The 18,875-nt window shown below is 61.5% G+C and carries 16 protein-coding genes; 13 read left to right on the top strand and 3 right to left on the bottom strand.

Translation table 11 applies throughout. The annotated features are described in order from the left end of the window. Positions 1-134 precede the first annotated feature (134 nt). The 5 genes from gshA to tauD all read left to right on the top strand — a co-directional run bounded on the left by gshA (position 135) and on the right by tauD (position 5,421). Positions 135-1,718, top strand: coding sequence for a glutamate--cysteine ligase (gene gshA, locus JFT58_RS08755; protein ID WP_054896654.1), 1,584 nt, complete (start codon positions 135-137; stop codon positions 1,716-1,718). A gap of 244 nt (positions 1,719-1,962) precedes the next feature. Then, positions 1,963-2,940: a taurine ABC transporter substrate-binding protein gene (gene tauA, locus JFT58_RS08750; RefSeq protein ID WP_034125493.1), complete on the top strand. Its 978-nt coding sequence runs from the start codon at positions 1,963-1,965 to the stop codon at positions 2,938-2,940. A gap of 17 nt (positions 2,941-2,957) precedes the next feature. Next, positions 2,958-3,737 carry a taurine ABC transporter ATP-binding subunit gene (tauB, locus tag JFT58_RS08745; RefSeq protein WP_054896655.1) on the top strand — a complete coding sequence of 260 codons (780 nt, stop codon included), beginning with the start codon at positions 2,958-2,960 and terminating at the stop codon, positions 3,735-3,737. Beyond that, positions 3,734-4,570 carry a taurine ABC transporter permease TauC gene (gene tauC, locus JFT58_RS08740; protein WP_054896656.1) on the top strand — a complete coding sequence of 279 codons (837 nt, stop codon included), beginning with the start codon at positions 3,734-3,736 and terminating at the stop codon, positions 4,568-4,570. Before tauB ends, tauC begins: the two co-directional genes overlap by 4 nt. A gap of 14 nt (positions 4,571-4,584) precedes the next feature. After that, complete coding sequence (gene tauD, locus JFT58_RS08735; RefSeq protein ID WP_054896657.1) at positions 4,585-5,421, top strand: taurine dioxygenase; 837 nt, start codon at positions 4,585-4,587, stop codon at positions 5,419-5,421. Positions 5,422-5,561: 140 nt separating this feature from the next. Here tauD and mgrA read toward each other — a convergent pair whose 3' ends face one another. The 3 genes from mgrA to epsC all read right to left on the bottom strand — a co-directional run bounded on the left by mgrA (position 5,562) and on the right by epsC (position 10,014). Further along, entirely contained in the window at positions 5,562-6,599 is a 1,038-nt protein-coding gene (gene mgrA, locus JFT58_RS08730; RefSeq protein WP_034125489.1) for an L-glyceraldehyde 3-phosphate reductase, read from the bottom strand. Between the two features lie 127 nt (positions 6,600-6,726). Next, positions 6,727-8,688 carry a choline transporter BetT gene (betT, locus tag JFT58_RS08725; protein WP_167514232.1) on the bottom strand — a complete coding sequence of 654 codons (1,962 nt, stop codon included), beginning with the start codon at positions 8,686-8,688 and terminating at the stop codon, positions 6,727-6,729. Between the two features lie 399 nt (positions 8,689-9,087). Continuing rightward, complete coding sequence (gene epsC / locus JFT58_RS08720) at positions 9,088-10,014, bottom strand: serine O-acetyltransferase EpsC (RefSeq protein ID WP_014716464.1); 927 nt, start codon at positions 10,012-10,014, stop codon at positions 9,088-9,090. 166 nt (positions 10,015-10,180) lie between these two features. Between epsC and JFT58_RS08715 the strand changes: the two genes are divergently transcribed. From JFT58_RS08715 to JFT58_RS08680, 8 genes are all read left to right on the top strand, one after another. Then, positions 10,181-11,176, top strand: coding sequence for a D-cysteine desulfhydrase (locus JFT58_RS08715; RefSeq protein WP_034125487.1), 996 nt, complete (start codon positions 10,181-10,183; stop codon positions 11,174-11,176). 189 nt (positions 11,177-11,365) lie between these two features. Continuing rightward, a complete protein-coding gene (gene tcyJ / locus JFT58_RS08710) occupies positions 11,366-12,160 on the top strand; it encodes a cystine ABC transporter substrate-binding protein (RefSeq protein ID WP_014716462.1) in 795 nt (264 codons plus the stop codon). After that, positions 12,160-12,825, top strand: a complete 666-nt coding sequence (gene tcyL / locus JFT58_RS08705; protein ID WP_054896659.1) for a cystine ABC transporter permease — start codon at positions 12,160-12,162, stop codon at positions 12,823-12,825. Before tcyJ ends, tcyL begins: the two co-directional genes overlap by 1 nt. 3 nt (positions 12,826-12,828) lie before the next feature. After that, positions 12,829-13,575 carry an L-cystine ABC transporter ATP-binding protein TcyN gene (tcyN, locus tag JFT58_RS08700; protein ID WP_054896660.1) on the top strand — a complete coding sequence of 249 codons (747 nt, stop codon included), beginning with the start codon at positions 12,829-12,831 and terminating at the stop codon, positions 13,573-13,575. A 371-nt stretch (positions 13,576-13,946) separates the two neighbouring features. Continuing rightward, positions 13,947-14,735, top strand: coding sequence for a hypothetical protein (locus JFT58_RS08695; RefSeq protein ID WP_054896661.1), 789 nt, complete (start codon positions 13,947-13,949; stop codon positions 14,733-14,735). Positions 14,736-14,920: 185 nt separating this feature from the next. Further along, positions 14,921-16,162 (top strand): SfnB family sulfur acquisition oxidoreductase, encoded by a 1,242-nt coding sequence (locus tag JFT58_RS08690; RefSeq protein WP_054896662.1) that lies wholly within the window; start codon positions 14,921-14,923, stop codon positions 16,160-16,162. A 40-nt stretch (positions 16,163-16,202) separates the two neighbouring features. Next, the gene (locus JFT58_RS08685; RefSeq protein WP_054896663.1) at positions 16,203-17,396 is read left to right on the top strand and encodes an SfnB family sulfur acquisition oxidoreductase; all 1,194 of its coding nucleotides are present in this window, start codon (positions 16,203-16,205) and stop codon (positions 17,394-17,396) included. Continuing rightward, positions 17,396-18,754 (top strand): LLM class flavin-dependent oxidoreductase, encoded by a 1,359-nt coding sequence (locus JFT58_RS08680; protein WP_054896664.1) that lies wholly within the window; start codon positions 17,396-17,398, stop codon positions 18,752-18,754. The genes JFT58_RS08685 and JFT58_RS08680 overlap by 1 nt, the downstream gene beginning before the upstream one ends. The last annotated feature ends 121 nt before the right edge of the window (positions 18,755-18,875 follow it).

The raw sequence follows: 18,875 nt of genomic DNA, 5'->3' as shown, positions 1-18,875 counted from the left end.
TGGAGTGAAGTCGGCAGATTCAGAGCGGGTCAAATCGACTCAAAACCAGGCGATCACGCCAGTTTCAACTTCACCCTTGTAGACCGTCCTGCCCACCCCCATATTGGGGCGACTGACGCGTGAAGGAATCCAACTTGAGCGAACTTCTCAACCGCCGCCTGGCCCTGCTCGGCAAGCGCGAACACCTCTCCCTGCTAGAGCAATGCTTGCACGGCATCGAGCGCGAATGCCTGCGCGTCACCAACGAAGGTCGACTGGCGCAAACGCCGCACCCCGAAGCCCTGGGCGCCGCGCTGACCAATGAACAGATCACCACCGACTACTCGGAATCGCTGCTGGAGTTCATCACCCCTGCCCTGCCGAACCCGGCCGATACTCTGAGCAGCCTGGACAAGATCCATCGCTTTGCCTACACCAAGCTGGGCAGCGAATACCTGTGGAGCCCCTCGATGCCGTGCCCGTTGCCGGCCGAGGAAGATATTCCGATTGCCTACTACGGCACCTCCAACATCGGCCAGCTCAAGTACGTGTACCGCAAGGGCCTGGCCCTGCGTTACGGCAAGACCATGCAGTGCATCGCCGGCATCCACTACAATTTTTCCCTGCCGGAAGCGTTGTGGCCGTTGCTCAAGGAAACAGAAGGGTTTGTCGGCACCGACCGTGACTATCAATCCACGGCCTACATCGCGCTGATCCGTAATTTCCGTCGTTACAGCTGGCTGTTGATGTACCTGTTCGGTGCCTCGCCAGCCCTGGATGCCGGCTTCCTGCGCGGACGCTCGCATCAGCTTGAAGTCCTCGACGCCGACACGCTGTACCTGCCCTACGCCACCAGCCTGCGCATGAGCGACCTGGGGTACCAGAGCAACGCCCAGGCCGGCCTGACGCCGTGCTACAACGATTTGGCCAGCTACACCGACAGCCTGCGCGAAGCGGTGGCAACACCCTACGCGCCCTATGTAGAAGTCGGCACGCACAAGGATGGCGAGTGGGTGCAGCTCAATACCAACATCCTGCAGATCGAAAACGAGTACTACTCCAACATCCGTCCCAAGCGCGTGACCTACACCGGCGAGCGGCCGATCCAGGCGTTGATGGCGCGCGGCATCCAGTACATCGAAGTACGCTGCCTGGACATCAACCCGTTCCTGCCGATGGGTATCGACCTGCCAGAGTCGCGGTTCCTCGACGCATTCCTGCTGTACTGCGCGCTGAACGACAGCCCACTGTTCGCCAACAACGAGTGCGGCAACGCCACCTCCAACTTCCTCAGCGTGGTCAAGGAAGGCCGCCGTCCGGGCCTGCAATTGCAGCGTGACGGCCAGCCGGTGGACATGAAGGAGTGGGCGGCCGAGTTGCTGGAGAAGATTGCCCCGCTGGCCGCCCTGCTCGATCAGAGCCATGACATCACCGAGCACAGCGAGGCATTGGACGCCCAGTTGGCCAAGGTCAAGGACCCATCCCTGACGCCGTCGGCTCAGGTATTGGCAGCCATGGCTGAGCGCAAGGAAAGCTTTGCGCAGTTCTCCCTGCATCAAAGCGAAGTCCATGCCGAATACTTCCGCAAAGAACCTTTGGCGCCTGAGGAACAAGCGCACTTTGAAGAACTGGCCCGTGCGTCGCTGGCGCAACAGGCAGAGCTGGAGCAGAACGAAGTAGGCGATTTCGATGTGTTTGTCGGTTCGTACCAGGCAAGCATCCTCGCCATCAGCAACTAACCTAAGGCTCGCTCCCCCTGTGGGAGCTGGCTTGCCTGCGATAGCGGTGGGTCAGCAACCCACCTGTTGACTGATACACCGCTATCGCAGGCAAGCCAGCTCCCACATTATTCTGCCAGCCTGAAAACAGGCTTCGCCATTTACTCTCATAAGCTAATTCGAAAAAGTTATTTATTTTCGAATTCTTAGATCATTTAGTCTCCTCTCACGCCGACCCTCGGCCGCCTGATTGAGGAGCTTCCCTTTGAAACTGCTGACCCCTCTGCGCCTGTTGGCCGCATTGTCCCTGGCCGGTGCCAGCCTGTTTGCCCAGGCGGCGGACGTGACCATTGCGTATCAGACCACCGTGGACCCGGCCAAAGTCGCCCAAGCCGACGGCGCCTATGAAAAAGCCACCAACGCCAAGATCGACTGGCGCAAATTCGACAATGGCGCCGACATCATCGCCGCCATCGCGTCCGGCGACGTGCAGATCGGCTACCTCGGTTCCAGCCCGCTCACCGCCGCGATAACCCGTAAAGTCCCGGTGCAAACCTTCCTCGTCGCCACCCAGATCGGCGGCGCCGAAGCCCTGGTGGCGCGTAACGGTTCGGGGATCAACAGCCCTCAGGACCTGGTCGGCAAAAAAATCGCCGTGCCCTTCGTTTCCACCGGCCACTACAGCCTGCTCGCCGCCCTTAAACACTGGAACATCGACCCGGCCAAAGTCACCATTCTCAACCTCGCCCCGCCGGCCATCATTGCCGCCTGGAAGCGCGGTGATATCGACGCCACCTATGTCTGGGACCCAGCCCTGGGCGTGGCCAAGGAAACCGGCAAGGTGCTGATCACCTCCGGGGAGCTGGCCAAGTTCGGCGCGCCGACGTTCGATGCCTGGATCGTGCGCAAGGACTTCGCCGAGAAGCACCCAGAGATCGTCACCGCCTTCGCCAAGGTCACTCTGGATGCCTACGCCGCCTACCGCAAAGACCCACAAGCCTGGCTCGCCGATTCCGGCAACGTCGACAAACTGGTGAAACTCTCCGGCGCCAAGGCCAGCGACATCCCCTTGCTGCTGCAAGGCAACGTCTACCCGTTGGCCGCCGACCAAGTCACCCTGCTGGGCGCACCGACCACCAAGGCCGTCACCGACACCGCTGCGTTCCTCAAGGAGCAAGGCAAGGTCGAGGCCGTGCTGCCCGACTACGCCCCTTATGTCAGCGCCAAGTTCATTACCAACTGACCCAGGAGTTCACTGCGATGGCCTTGCTACAACTGGAGCGCATCAGCGCACAGTACCCAGGCGCCCCGGAACCGGTACTGTCCGATATTTCACTGGAGCTTGGGCCCCAGCAATTGCTGGTCGCCCTGGGCCCGTCCGGCAGCGGCAAGACCTCGTTGTTGAACCTGATTGCCGGCTTCGTCGAACCGTCTGCCGGGCGTATCACCCTCGATGGCGTGCCGGTCAAAGGCCCCAGCGCCGAGCGCGGCGTGGTGTTCCAGGACGATGCCCTGCTGCCCTGGCAGGACGTGCTGGCCAATGTGGCTTTCGGCCTGGAACTGGCCGGCGTGCCCAAGGCGCAGCGCGACGTGCGGGCGCGTGAAATGCTCGCGCTGGTGGACCTGGCCGGTTTCGACAACCGCCGCATCTGGCAACTCTCCGGTGGCCAGAAGCAACGCGTCGGCCTGGCGCGTGCGCTGGCGGCCGACCCGCGTGTACTGCTGATGGACGAACCCTTCGGCGCCCTGGATGCCTTCACCCGTGAACAGATGCAGGAGTTGCTGCTGCAAGTGTGGCGGCGCACGGCCAAGCCGGTATTCCTGATTACCCACGACATCGAAGAAGCGGTGTTTCTGGCCACCGACTTGATCTTGCTGGCGCCCAACCCCGGCCAGATCGTCGAACGCTTGCAGCTGGATTTCGGCCAACGTTACGCCGCCGGCGAATCAGCCCGCGCAATCAAGTCCGACCCGCGCTTTATCGAAACCCGTGAACATGTGCTGGGCAAAGTGTTCTCCCAACGGCAGGTGTACGCATGAGCAGCTACGAACTTCCCGCCACGGCCACCGAGCCTGCGACACATCCCGTGATCCCGCTGCGCCGTCGCCTGAGCACGCGCTGGATCAGCCTGCTGACCCTGGCGGCCTTGCTGGCCCTGTGGTGGGCGGTGACCGCCACCGGTTTGATCGAACCTTTGTTCCTGCCGCCACCGTCCGCCGTGTTGCAAAAAGGCTGGCTGCTGGCAACCACCGGCTACATGGATTCCACTTTGTGGCAGCACCTGGGCGCGAGCCTCAGTCGCATCGGCCTGGGCCTGGGCTTTGCAGTACTGACCGCCGTGCCGGTGGGGATCGCCATCGGTGCCAACCGTATCGCCCGTGGCATTCTCGATCCGCTGATCGAGTTCTACCGGCCGATTCCGCCCCTGGCCTACCTGCCGTTGATCGTGATCTGGTGCGGCATTGGCGAGCTGTCCAAGGTGCTGCTGATCTACCTCGCTATCTTCGCCCCGATTGCCATCGCCACCGCCACTGGGGTGCGCACCGTCGACCCGGCCAAATTGCGCGCGGCGCAGTCATTGGGCGCCACCCGCGCGCAACTGATTCGCCATGTGATCCTGCCCAGCGCCCTGCCCGATATCCTCACCGGTGTGCGCATCGGCCTGGGCGTGGGCTGGTCGACCTTGGTGGCGGCCGAGTTGATTGCCGCCACCAGCGGCCTGGGGTTCATGGTGCAGTCGGCGGCGCAGTTTCTGGTCACTGATGTGGTGGTGCTGGGCATCCTGGTCATCGCCCTGATCGCCTTCGCCATGGAAATGGGCCTGCGCGCCCTGCAGCGTAAATTAGTGCCCTGGCATGGCCAGGCACACTGAGTGAAGAACCCACAATGAGCAGCCTGACCGTTACCCCATTAAGCTCCGCCCTGGGCGCCCAGATCGGCGGCGTCGATATCACCCAGCCGCTGAATCCCGAACAGCGCGACGCCATTGAACAGGCGTTGCTCGACTATTCGGTGCTGTTCTTCCGTTACCAGCCGATCACCCCTGCGCAACAGGCACGGTTCGCGGCAAACTTTGGCGACCTGCACATCCACCCGATCTACCCCAACGTGCCGGAACAGCCCGAAGTGCTGATCCTCGACACCGCCGTCACGGATGTGCGTGATAACGCGGTGTGGCATACCGACGTGACGTTCCTGCCCACGCCTGCTCTGGGCGCAGTGCTCAGCGCCAAGCTGTTGCCCGCGTTCGGCGGCGATACATTGTGGGCCAGTGGGATTGCGGCTTATGAAGCACTGTCTGAACCGCTAAAGCGCTTGCTCGATGGCCTCACCGCCACACACGACTTCACCAAGTCGTTCCCGCTGGAGCGCTTTGGCAACACCGCCGAGGACCTGGTGCGCTGGGAGGCAACCCGCAAGAAAAACCCGCCGCTATCGCACCCAGTCGTGCGCACGCATCCGGTGAGTGGACGTAAATCGCTGTTCGTCAGCGACGGCTTCACCACCCGAATAAATGAACTGGAACCGGCCGAAAGCGAGGCCATTCTCAAGCTGCTGTTCGCCCACGCCACCCGCCCGGAATTCACCATCCGCTGGCGCTGGCAGGAAAATGATGTGGCGTTCTGGGATAACCGCGTCACCCAGCATTACGCTGTGGATGACTACCGGCCGCAGCGGCGGGTGATGCACCGGGCGACGATTCTTGGGGATGTGCCGTTCTGACGCTTGGCGACAGATCGTTCCCACGCTCTGCGTGGGAACGCCTCCTGTGACGCTCTGCGTCACGACTTTAAAGCGGACGCCGAGCGTCCGGGGCAGCATTCCCACGCAGAGCGTGGGAACGATCACCCAGTGGTATAAGGTTATTCAGCGGTGGATGGCTTTTCCCACAGGTTGATCCCACCTTCCTGCGCAAACCGATCAATCTCCGCCAGTTCTTCTGCACTGAAGCTCAAGTTCTTCAACGCCCCGACGTTCTCGATAATCTGCTCCGGCCGGCTTGCGCCGATCAGCGCACTGGTTACCCGTGGATCACGTAACGTCCACGCCAGCGCCAACTGGGCCAGGCTCTGGCCACGGCGCTTGGCGATTTCGTTCAGGCCGCGTACATGGGCGATGTTGGCTTCGGACAGGTGCTGGGCCTGCAACGAGCCACCACCCGGACGATTGACCCGCGCATCGGCCGGTACCCCGTTGAGGTATTTATCGGTCAACAAACCCTGGGCCAGCGGCGTGAAGGCGATCACCCCGGCGCCGAGTTCTTCAGTGGTGTCCAGCAGGTCTTTTTCCACCCAACGGTTGAGCAGGTTGTAGGCCGGCTGGTGGATCAACAACGGCACTTTCCACTCGTTGAGCAACGCTGCGATTTCGCGGGTTTTAACCCCGGAGTAAGACGAGATACCGATGTACAACGCCTTGCCTTGCTGCACGGCGGTGGCCAGGGCGCTGGCGGTCTCTTCCAGGGGCGTGTCGGGGTCGAAACGGTGCGAGTAGAAAATATCCACATAATCGACGCCAAGGCGTTGCAGGCTCTGGTCCAGGCTCGCCAATACGTATTTACGCGAACCGCCACCCTGGCCGTAAGGACCGGGCCACATGTCCCAACCGGCTTTGCTGGAAATGATCAATTCGTCGCGGTAGTGCTTGAAGTCTTCACGCAGCAACCGGCCGAAGTTGATCTCGGCGCTGCCGTAAGGCGGGCCGTAGTTGTTGGCCAGGTCGAAGTGGTTGATACCCAGGTCGAACGCCGTGCGCAGCAATGCGCGCTGGGTGTCGATCGGGGTGCTGTCACCAAAGTTGTGCCACAACCCCAGGGACAGGGCTGGTAGCACCAATCCACTGCGGCCTACGCGGCGATAAGGAATAGATTCATAGCGGTTTTCGGCAGCAATGTACGTCATCGAATCCTCTCTTGATCTAGGGCAAATAAGGCCCGGGAATAGGCATATTCCCGGGCCTTTTAAGCAGCTGAATCGCTTAAGTCTGCCTCTTCCTTTTACAGCAAAGACCTACTTGAGAGGAACGCTATCAGCGCACCATGTGCAAGAACTGCAGATGGCGCTCGTACTGGTCGAGGATGTCATTGATGATCTGCTCCTTGGTGTAGCCCACCAGGTCATAGTCCTGGCTGCCCTCACTCAAGTGCACTTCGGCCCGATAGTAGCGGCGGTTGTTGATCTCTTTCTTGCCAATGCCGCCCAAGGCGAACGACGGTGTGAAATAGCCACGCATCTGCACCTGGTAGATGAACGGACGTTCTTCGCCATGGCCGATTTCGAGGCTGACGCTGTCGTTGGACGGGTCGGGCTGGGTCACCACCGTAAGGCCCTTCTCGACAAACACTGCGGTCACTTCTTCAATCGCCGGGCGCACCGTGGTGTCGAGGAAACGGTATACCTCATCGCGGGATGGGAAATGCACCGCCTGGCTCAAACGCTGGCGCCAGCCGCCTCGGCCTTTGCGCGAAGCGGAGATCGGTGCCAGGGAATGCAACTGCGCGATCTGCTTTTGCGACTCCAGGTAGAACGCCTTGTGCAGCCCCCACATCATCAGCAGCAGGATCAGCGAGAAGGGCAGCGAGGTCAGTACCACCGCAGACTTGAGCGAGTCGATACTGCCGGCGAACAGCAAGGCACTGGTGACCAGGGCGGTCATCGCGCCCCAGAACACACGCAGCCACTTCGGCCCGTCTTCATCCGCGTTGCCGCCTTTGGACGAGAGGGTGGACAGCACCACAGTGCCGGAGTCAGCCGAGGTCACGAAGAACACAAAGCTGATGAACACCGTGACCGCGATCACCGTCTTGCTCCACGGGTAGGTTTCCAGCAGCAGGTAGAGGCTCATCGATGGGTCATCTATCGCCGACTGGCCCAGTGCAGCCATGCCATGGTTGAGCACCTGGTCGATGGCGCTGTTACCGAAGATCGACATCCACGCCAGGGTGAAGCCCAGTGGAATCAGCAGCACGCCAAACACGAACTCGCGGATGGTACGACCACGGGAAATGCGCGCGATAAACAGGCCCACGAACGGCGACCATGCGATCCACCAGGCCCAGTAGAACACCGTCCAGCCGCCCAGCCAGTCGCTCGGCTTGTTGTAGGCGTACACATCAAAACTCTTGGTGGGCAGCGCCCCCAGATAGTCACCGATGTTCTGGATCAAGGTGTTGAGCAGGTGCTGGGTAGGCCCGGCGAACAACACGAACAGCAGCAGCGCACAGGCCAGCAGCATGTTGATGTCGGACATCACCCGCACGCCCTTGTCGACGCCGGCCACGGCCACGATGATCGCCGCGCCCATCATCAGGGTGATCAGGCCCACCTGGATCCACTGGGTATGGGCAATGCCAAACAGGTAGTCCAGGCCAGAGTTGAGGTGCAGTACGCCAAAGCCCATGTCGGCGCCCAGGCCGAACACCGTGGCAATGATGCCAAAGCCATCCACGGCGTAACCGATAGGGCCATTGATGCGCTTGCCGATCAGCGGGTACAGCGCCGAGCGCAACGCCAGCGGCAGGTTATGCCGGTAGGCGAAATACGCCAGGGCCATGCCGACAAACGCGAACACGCCCCAGCCATGCAGGCCCCAGTGCAGGAACAACACCTGCATGGCCTGGCGCGCCGCATCGGCGTTCATTGCTTCGCCCTGGGGCGGCTGCACCAAGTGCGTCAACGGCTCCGAGACGCAAAAGAAAAACAGCGTGATGCTGATCCCGGCGGCGAACAACATGCCGGCCCAGGACAGGTAACTGAATTCGGGCTCGTCGTGGTCGGCACCGAGTTTTATCTTGCCGTAGCCCGATAGCGCGGTGACCACCACGAAGACCAGATACAGCGTCATCGCCAGCATGTAGTACCAGCCGACCGTGTTGGCCGCCCAGTTTTGCGCCGCCAGCAGCCAGGCACCGGCCTGTTGCGGGATAGCGATGACCGTGATGCCGAACAGCAGGATGACGGTGGCGGCAAAGTAGAAAACGGGCGCATTCATGCGCACCATGCCGCTGGAAGGGGTGGACGATGCACTCATGAACGATGCACCTCAAGGTTGCGGGATATGGCTGTAAAAAACGGACTCAGCAAAGGTAAGCCTCCTGTTGTGAGCGGGCAGCGAACCACCGGTTTAACTTGAACGAACGTTCAAGTTAAACATGAATAGGCGGTCTTGGACTAATCGCAGGGCTGAGTGGTAGGTGTTTCCTACACTAGCTCAGGGATTGGTATGACGCGTGGAGGAGACGAATCGTTCAGCAACCCGACGGTGAAATACATACGAAATGTGGGAGCTGGCTTGCCTGCGATAGCGCTGGGTCAGCCACCCATCTGTTGACTGATACACCGCTATCGCAGGCAAGCCAGCTCCCACACTGACCGGCGTTTGACTCAGGTATTACTTCTGCGCCCCATCATCATGCTGCAAGTTCGCCTGGGTGATATTCGCCCCGGCCGGCACGCTGCGGGTCAGCCACACATTGCCGCCGATGGTCGAACCCTGGCCAATGGTGATCCGCCCCAGGATCGTCGCCCCGGCGTAAATCACCACATCATCTTCAACAATAGGGTGACGCGGGTGGCCTTTCTGCAATTGCCCATCTTCATCCGCCGGAAAGCGTTTGGCGCCCAATGTCACGGCCTGGTAGATGCGCACGCGCTCGCCGATGATCGCGGTCTCGCCAATCACCACGCCTGTGCCGTGGTCGATAAAGAAACTCGGGCCGATCTGTGCGCCGGGGTGGATATCAATACCGGTGGCCGAGTGGGCGATTTCCGCACTGATCCGCGCCAGCAGCGGCAGGCCGGCGCGGTACAGGTGGTGGGCCAGGCGATGATGGATCACCGCCAGGATGCCCGGGTAGCACAACAGCACCTCATCCACACTGCGTGCGGCCGGGTCGCCGTGGTAGGCGGCCAGTACGTCGGTGTCCAGCAGGCTGCGCAAGGATGGCAACGCCAGCGCGAAATCCTGGATCAGGCGAATGGCGTGGGCGTTGACTTCGCTGTCGTCCTCACCGCTCTGGCGCGCGGCATAGCGCAACTCCAGGCGCGCCTGGGCGAGCAAGGCGTTGAGCGCGACGTCGAGGGTATGGCCCACGTAGAAGTCTTCGCTTTCTTCGCGCAGGTCCGCCGGGCCCAGGCGCATCGGAAACAGGGCGCCGCACAAGGCCTCAAGAATCTGCGCCACCGCCTCGCGGGACGGCAACTCGCGGCCACCATGCTCGCCACTCAAGCGCCCATTGCGCGTTCGCCACTGGTCGCGGGCGCCGCGCAGTTGGCTGACGATGGTCTGCAATTGCCAATGACTGGAACGCTCACTCACGGTATTCACTCCTGACAAAATGGCCATCACTTTACGGTATGCACCTAGGCAGCTCTTAAGAACCAATGGTGTGGAGCTAAGAACCTTTAGTCATAAGCGATTGGCGGTTGCCCGATGAAAAGTGCCTACCTATAGTCCCCCCATCACTCAGCCACCGTGCGTAACCATGATCAAACAACAGCTCGACCGTTTTAACCGTCTGGAACTACTGGGCAGTGCCACGGCCCTGGAAAAACTCGAGCGGCTGTCGGCTTGGCTGGGCAGGGACATCTACGTCAAACGTGATGACACCACGCCGCTGGCCATGGGCGGCAACAAGCTGCGCAAACTCGAATACCTGGCCGCCGACGCCATCGCCCAGGGCGCCGACACCCTGGTCACCGCCGGCGCGATCCAGTCCAACCATGTGCGCCAGACCGCCGCGCTCGCCGCCAGGCTTGGCCTGGGCTGTGTTGCCCTGCTGGAAAACCCTACCGGCACCGACGACCCCAACTACCTGGGCAACGGCAATCGCCTGCTGCTGGAGCTGTTCGACGCCAAAGTGGAGCTGGTGGAAAACCTCGACAACGCCGACGACCAACTCAACGCCCTCGCCGACCGCCTGCGCAGTAACGGCAAGAAGCCGTACCTGGTGCCTATTGGCGGTTCCAATGCACTCGGCGCGCTGGGCTACGTGCGCGCCGGGCTGGAGTTGGCCGCGCAAATTGAAGACAGCGGCATTCAATTCGCCGCCGTGGTGCTCGCCTCTGGCAGTGCGGGTACCCACAGCGGCCTGGCCCTGGCCTTGAGCGAAGCACTGCCGCAGCTGCCAGTGATCGGCATCACGGTGTCGCGCTCCGAGCAAGCGCAATTCCCGAAAGTGCAGGGCCTGGCCGAACGCACTGCCGAGTTGCTCGGTGTGGCTATCCCCGACGCCTTCAAGGTCACCCTGTGGGACGAGTATTTCGGGCCGCGGTATGGCGAGCCAAACGCTGGCACCCTCTCGGCGATCAAACTTTTGGCCAGCCAGGAAGGTCTGTTGCTGGACCCGGTGTATACCGGCAAGGCCATGGCCGGTTTGCTCGACGGCATCGGGCGCCAGCGCTTTGAAGAGGGGCCGATCATTTTCCTGCATACCGGTGGCGCGCCGGCATTGTTTGCCTATGACTCAGTATTCAACTGATTGAATACTGTCGATGTGGGAGCTGTACATATTTCTAAAAAGAATATGAAATGGTATTTTTATTATTTTCAAGACTTAAAAACCCACCTTATCATCGCGCCGAAGGCGAAGACGCGCTTCGCGCTTTAGGGCAGGATACGACTACCGCGTCACCTGCTTCGCTCACCATAAAAAACACAGGGGCTCTCCATGACTATTTCTGCATTTCGTCGCACGCTGTTGGTTGGCACTTTGGGCCTCGCGCTTGGCGCTGGCTGGTTGGGCCAGGCGGTTGCCGGCGAGCAATTGAACACCATCAAGAAGGCCGGCGAGATCAAGATCGGCCTGGAAGGCACCTACCCGCCGTTCAGCTTTGTCGATGAAAGCGGCAAGCTCAGCGGTTTCGAAGTGGAACTGTCCGAGGCGCTGGCCAAGGAGCTGGGTGTCAAGGTCAAGCTGCAAGCCACCCCTTGGGACGGCATCCTCGCCGCGCTGGAATCCAAGCGCCTGGACGCGGTGGTCAACCAGGTGACCATCTCCGAAGAGCGCAAGAAAAAGTACGATTTCTCCAAGCCTTACACCGTGTCCGGCATCCAGGCGCTGGTGCTGAAAAAGAACGTCGACTCGATCAAGAAAGCCGACGACCTGGCCGGCAAGAAAGTCGGTGTGGGCCTGGGCACCAACTACGAACAATGGCTCAAGGACAACCAACCAAAAGCCATTATCAAGACCTACAACGACGACCCGACCAAGTTCCAGGACCTGCGCATCGGCCGTATCGACGCCATCCTGATCGACCGCCTGGCCGCCCTGGAATACGCCAAGAAAGCCCCCGACACCGCCGCTGCCGGCGACGCCTTCTCCCGTCAGGAATCCGGTATCGCCCTGCGCAAAGGTGAGCCCGAGCTGCTCGATGCGGTGAACAAGGCTCTGGACAAACTGCGCGCCGACGGCACGTTGAAGACGCTGTCCGAGAAGTACTTCAACGCTGACGTCACGCAATAATGGAAGCAGGTTTCCAACTCGCGCTGGAATCCGCGCCCTTTCTGCTCAAGGGCGCGTACTACACGGTAATCCTCAGCCTGGGCGGGATGTTTTTCGGCCTGCTGCTGGGCTTCGGCCTGGCCTTGATGCGCCTCTCGCGCTTCAAGCTCTTGAGCTGGACCGCCCGGGTCTACGTGTCGTTCTTTCGCGGCACGCCGTTGCTGGTGCAGCTGTTCCTGATCTACTACGGCTTGCCACAAGTGGGCATCGAACTGGACCCGATCCCGGCCGCCATGATCGGCTTTTCGCTGAACATGGCTGCCTATGCGTGTGAAATCCTGCGGGCCGCCATCGCCTCCATCGAGCGTGGCCAGTGGGAAGCGGCTGCCAGTATCGGTATGACCCGTGCGCAGACGTTGCGCAGGGCCATCCTGCCCCAGGCGATGCGCACGGCGTTGCCGCCTTTGGGTAACAGCTTTATTTCACTGGTCAAGGACACGGCGCTGGCCGCCACCATCCAGGTGCCCGAGCTGTTCCGCCAGGCCCAACTGGTGTCGGCACGTACCTTCGAAATTTTCACCATGTATCTGTCCGCGGCCCTGATCTACTGGATCCTGGCGAGCATCCTGGCGCATTTGCAAAATCGTCTGGAAGACCGGGTCAACCGGCATGACCTGGAGTCTTGAAGCATGATCGTGGTTGAAAAATTGACCAAGCAATTCAACGGCCAGGTGGTGCTCAACGGCATCGACCTGGAGGTCAAGGAAGGCGAAGTGGTCGCGATCATCGGCCCCAGCGGTTCGGGCAAGACCACCTTCCTGCGCTGCCTGAACTTCCTCGAAGAACCCACCAGCGGCCGTATCAAGGTGGGTGACATCGAGATCGACAGCAGCAGGCCGCTCAACCAGCAACAGGGCCTGGTGCGGCGCCTGCGCCAGCATGTGGGCTTTGTGTTCCAGAACTTCAACCTGTTCCCCCACCGCACCGCGCTGGAAAACGTCATCGAAGGCCCCATCGTGGTCAAGAGGATGCCACGGGAAGCGGCGGCCGAACTGGGGCGCAAGCTGTTGGCCAGGGTCGGCCTGGCGGGCAAGGAAGCGTCGTACCCGCGGCGCCTGTCCGGCGGCCAGCAACAGCGTGTGGCGATTGCTCGCGCATTGGCCATGGAGCCGGAGGTGATCCTGTTCGACGAACCCACCTCGGCCCTCGACCCGGAACTGGTGGGCGAAGTCCTGGCGACCATTCGCAGCCTGGCCGAAGAAAACCGCACCATGGTCATCGTCACCCACGAGATGAGCTTTGCCCGTGATGTGGCCAACCGGGTGATCTTTTTCGACAAGGGCGTGATCGTCGAACAGGGCGAAGCCAAGGCGCTGTTTGCCAACCCCAGGGAAGAACGTACCAAGCAGTTCCTGAGCAAATTCCTCGCCCACTGACGCCTCCCAGTGTAGGAGCGAGCTTGCTCGCGAAGAACGTTAACGATAACGCGGTGAATCAGATTGACCGAGTTGCCTGGGCGTTCTTCGCGAGCAAGCTCGCTCCTACAACGGGTTGCAGGTTGAGCGTGTAAAAGCCCCCGTCGCAAGCGCCTTAAAATCCCCCTCCCCGTCAGACCCGTCTGAATCTCGCCAAACCCGCCGTTTAGCCCTTTGCCTCCATTGACGCTCCTTGGCCAACCCTCTTATCTAGCGCCTTGAGGATTGGATCCTATCCCGGCTACTGACTGAATCGTGCCTTTCGAACCCCCTTGCGCCTGTGCGTCCAGGTTTCGGAACGATTGCTGCTGGCTGCATCAAGGAGATTACTTATGACACACACTCAAACCCCGGCCACGCTCAGTGCCCCAAGGCTTCCCCAGGCTATTGGAAACGGCATCAGCGCCCTGGCCTCCGCCCACTTGCAGGTCGATATTTCACCCTACCCGAGCATGGAAGAAGGCGACCTGATCGAACTGTTCTGGAACAACTGCTTCGCCGCCTCGCGCAAGGTGACGGCCTGCAGGATCGGCACGTGTACCCACTTATGCGTACCGCAGAGCTTTGTGCAGGACGGACCGGCACGCGTCCATTACCAGGTCTTGCAGATCGGCCATGGCCCGATGCGCTCGGCGGTGACGCTGGTGCGGGTCAAGACCAGCTATCCGGGCGGTCAGCCTTCGCCGCGCCTGAACCCTGAAGGCGACACTGAAAACCAGAATCTGGCGCCCGTGAACTTGCCCGAGACGATTCGCCGCCACGGCGTCAACAGCAGCCAGGTAAGGCGCGGCATTCCGCTGACCATCGAGCCTTACCTGAACATGAGCACGGGCGATGCCATTACGTTGCGCTGGGGCGATGTACGCTTGGACCTGCCCCGCATCCAAGCCAACAGCGTCGGCCTGGCGGTGCAGGTGTGGGTGCCGCCCCACGTGATTGTCGAAGCCGGCGACGACTGCCGGTTGGAAGTCACCTACTGCATTCTCGACCGCGTGGGTAACAACTCCCGCTGGGCGCCCGCCCGCACGCTGCGCATCGCCGCCTGCACACCGCCCCGCCCTGCCTCGCCCGCACCGGGATATCAACCGCGTCGCTTCGGTTCACCCTGTGAACCGGGGTGACAGCCCTTCTATGCATATTTCTAAAAGTTAGTTTATTTAAATAATTAACACGCTTAGGGTATATGCACCGGACCACCGGACATTCCTGATTTTTCTGTTTATTTCATTGAATGCGAGGTCGGTATGGTCAGAATTACCCCGGTGCGCAACGCCAGGGCATTGCGTGCAGCCAAGGAGCGGCGCTGATGTCTAACTTGGCTCTAACATCCCCCCAGAGCGATCTGGACGTAGCCCCCCTGCTGTTGCCCGCCACGGTGCTGCGCAACGACGCCCAGGCGCTGAGCGCCGCCCACGAGCTGGCCCAGGCTGCACGCCTGCACGCCGCCCAGCGCGACCAGCAACGCAAACTGCCCTGGGCGCAGCTCGAACAGTTCACCCGCAGCGGCTTGGGCAGTATTTCCATTCCCCGTGAATACGGCGGCCCACAGGTGTCGTTTGTGACCCTGGCCGAAGTCTTCGCGATCATCAGCGCAGCCGACCCGGCACTCGGGCAGATCCCGCAGAACCATTTCGGCATCTTGTACGTATTGCAGGGCACCGCGAACGAGCGTCAGAAAAAGCAGCTGTTCCAGAGCGTGCTCGACGGCTGGCGCATCGGCAACGGCGGCCCGGAACGCGGCACCAAAAATACCCTGGAGCTCAAGGCACGCATTACGGCCGAAGGTGATGGGTACGTGGTCAGCGGCCAGAAGTTCTACTCCACCGGCGCACTGTTTGCTCACTGGGTCGCCATAAAAGCGTTGAACGATGACGGCAAGCAAGTCATGGCCTTCGTGCGGCGCGGCAGCGAGGGGCTGCGCATCGTCGATGACTGGTCGGGCTTTGGCCAACGCACCACCGCCAGCGGTACCGTCTTGCTTGATCGCGTGGCCGTGGAGCCGGGCCTGGTCATCGACAACTGGCGCCTGGGCGAAAGCCCGAATATTCAGGGGGCCGTGTCGCAACTGATCCAGGCCGCCATCGACGCTGGCATCGCCCGAGGCGCCCTCGACGATGCCATTGCCTTCGTGCGTGAACGCTCACGCCCGTGGATCGACGCCAAGGTCGAACGGGCCAGCGACGACCTGTATGTGATCGCTGATATCGGCAAGCTGAAGATCGAACTGCACGCCGCCGAAGCCCTGCTGCGCAAGGCCGGCCAGGTGCTTGACCAGGTCAGCGCCGCACCGATCACCGCGCAGTCCGCCGCCCACGCCTCGATTGCCGTGGCCGAGGCCAAGGTGCTGACCACCGAAGTGGCGTTACAAGTCACCGAGAAGCTCTTTGAACTGGCCGGCAGCCGCGCCACCCTGGCCGAATTCAACCTTGACCGTCACTGGCGCAACGCCCGGGTGCACACCCTGCACGACCCGGTGCGCTGGAAGTACCACGCCATCGGCGCCTATCGGCTCAACGGCACCTTGCCGGCTCGTCATTCGTGGATTTAACCAACCAGAACACTTTTTCCACGAGCTTCTGGAGAAACTCATGACCCTTTCTCACTCCGTCGCGGTCATCACCAGCGACGAACAAGCGCTTATTGTCGCCAGCGATCTTGCTGAAGACTTGCGCCGCGACAGCGCCCAGCGCGACCGCGAACGCCGCCTGCCATTGCCTGAACTGGACGTGTTTTCCCGCTCTGGCCTGTGGGGCATCAGCGTGCCCAAGGCCTACGGCGGCGCGGGCGTGTCCAACGTCACCCTGGCCAAGGTCATCGCATTGATCGCCCAGGCCGATGGCTCGTTGGGCCAGATTCCGCAAAACCATTTCTATGCCCTCGAAGTACTGCGCGTGAACGGCAGCCCCGAACAGCAGCAACGCCTGTACGCCGAGGTGTTGGCCGGCCAACGCTTTGGCAACGCCTTGGCGGAGCTGGGCACCAAGACCGCCCACGACCGCATTACCAGCCTCACCCGCGACGGCGACGGTTTTCGCATCAACGGGCGCAAGTTCTACGCCACCGGCGCGATCTACGCCCAGCGCGTCCCCACTTCGGTGGTGGATGCAAATGGCGTGCAGCAACTGGCCTTCGTACCGCGTGACAGCGAGGGACTGACGGTGATCGACGACTGGAGCGGCTTCGGCCAGCGCACTACCGGCAGCGGCTCGGTAGTGTTCGACAACGTGTGGGTCGCGGCGCAAGACGTGGTGCCGTTCCAGAGCGCTTTCGAACGCCCGACCACCGTCGGCCCGCTGGCGCAGATCCTCCACGCAGCCATCGACACCGGCATCGCCCGCGCGGCCTTTGAGGACGCCTTGCATTTTGTGCGCACCAAGACCCGCCCATGGATCGACGCCGGCAACGACAAGGCCACCGAAGACCCGCTGACACTCAAGAGCTTCGGCCACCTGAGCAGCCGGCTGCACGCCGCCGAAGCCTTGCTGGAACGCTCGGGTGAATTCCTCGACCGCGCCCAGGCCGACAGCAATGCCCAGACCGTCGCCGCAGCCTCCATCGCCGTTGCCGAAGTACGCGCTCTGAGCACCGAGATCTCCCTGGCGGCCGGCAGCACCCTGTTCGAACTGGCTGGCAGCCAGGCGACCCTGGCCGAACACGGCCTGGACCGCCACTGGCGCAACGCCCGGGTGCACACCCTGCACGACCCGGTGCGCTGGAAATACCATGCGGTTGGCAACTACTACCTCAACGATGAAAACCCGCCGCTGCGGGGGACCATCTGATGAGCAAAAAAAAGATCCTGCTCAATGCTTTCAACATGAACTGCATCGGGCACATCAATCACGGTTTGTGGGCTCATCCACGAGACAACTCGACCGAGTACAAGACCCTCGAATACTGGACTGAACTGGCGAAGATCCTTGAACGCGGGTTGTTCGACGGTTTGTTCATCGCTGATATCGTCGGCGTGTATGACGTCTATCAGGACTCCATTGACGTGCCCCTCAAGGAGTCGATCCAGCTACCGGTCAACGACCCGCTGCTGCTGGTGTCGGCCATGGCCGCCGTCACCCAGCACCTTGGCTTCGGCCTTACCGCCAACCTCACCTATGAGCCGCCGTACCTGTTCGCACGGCGCATGTCGACGCTGGATCACCTGAGCCGTGGCCGGGTGGGTTGGAACATTGTCACCGGCTACCTCGACAGCGCCGCCAAGGCCATGGGCCTTACCGAACAGGTCGAGCATGACCGGCGCTACGACCAGGCCGATGAATACCTGCAGGTGTTGTACAAGCTCTGGGAAGGCAGCTGGGAAGACGACGCGGTGCGCAACGATCGCCAAGCGCGGGTGTATGCGCAACCGGGCAAGGTGCACAAGGTAGAGCACCACGGCGAGTTCTATCAGGTGGAGGGTTACCACCTGTGCGAGCCCTCGCCGCAGCGCACGCCGGTGCTGTTCCAGGCCGGCAGTTCCGAGCGCGGCTTGCTGTTCGCCGGGCGGCATGCCGAGTGCGTGTTTATCAGCGGGCAGAACAAGGCCGCGACCAAGCGCCAGGTGGACAAGGTGCGCGCCAGCGCAGTGGAGGCTGGGCGCAACCCGGACGACATCAAGGTGTTCATGGGCCTGAACGTCATCGTTGGCGCCACTGAAGCTTTGGCCTGGAACAAGCACGCCGAGTACCTCAGCTACGCCAGCGCGGAAGCCGGCGTGGCGCACTTCTCGGCCTCGACCGGGATTGATTTTGCCCAGTACGCGTTGGACGAACCGATCCAGTATGTCAAAAGCAACGCGATCCAGTCGGCCACCCAGAACCTGCAGAACAACGACTGGACCCGGCGCAAATTGCTTGAACAGCACGCCTTGGGCGGGCGCTATATCACCCTGGTGGGCTCGCCTGAACAGGTGGCCGATGAGCTGGAATCCTGGATCAGTGAAACCGGGCTGGATGGTTTCAACCTGACGCGCATTGTGACGCCGGAGAGCTATGTGGATTTCATTGAGCTGGTGATACCGGAGCTACAACGACGGGGCTCGTACAAGACGGAATATGCGCAGGGAACGCTGCGGGAAAAAGTCTTCCACGACACGGCTCGCTTACCCAACCAACACACCGGCTCTACCTACCGCCACATTGTTTGATCGTTCCCACGCTCCGCGTGGGAATGCCTCTTGGACGCTCTGCGTTCGCTTGTGGGACGCGGAGCGTCCCTGGCGGCATTACCACGCGGAGCGTGGGAACGATCTCGCTACCTAAGACCTT

The sequence above is a fragment of the Pseudomonas sp. MF6767 genome (genome assembly GCF_016405475.1).
Taxonomy (GTDB): domain Bacteria; phylum Pseudomonadota; class Gammaproteobacteria; order Pseudomonadales; family Pseudomonadaceae; genus Aquipseudomonas; species Aquipseudomonas paracarnis.
The sequence above is the reverse complement of the archived record's forward strand: the minus strand, read 5'-3'. Positions and strand labels throughout refer to the sequence as shown.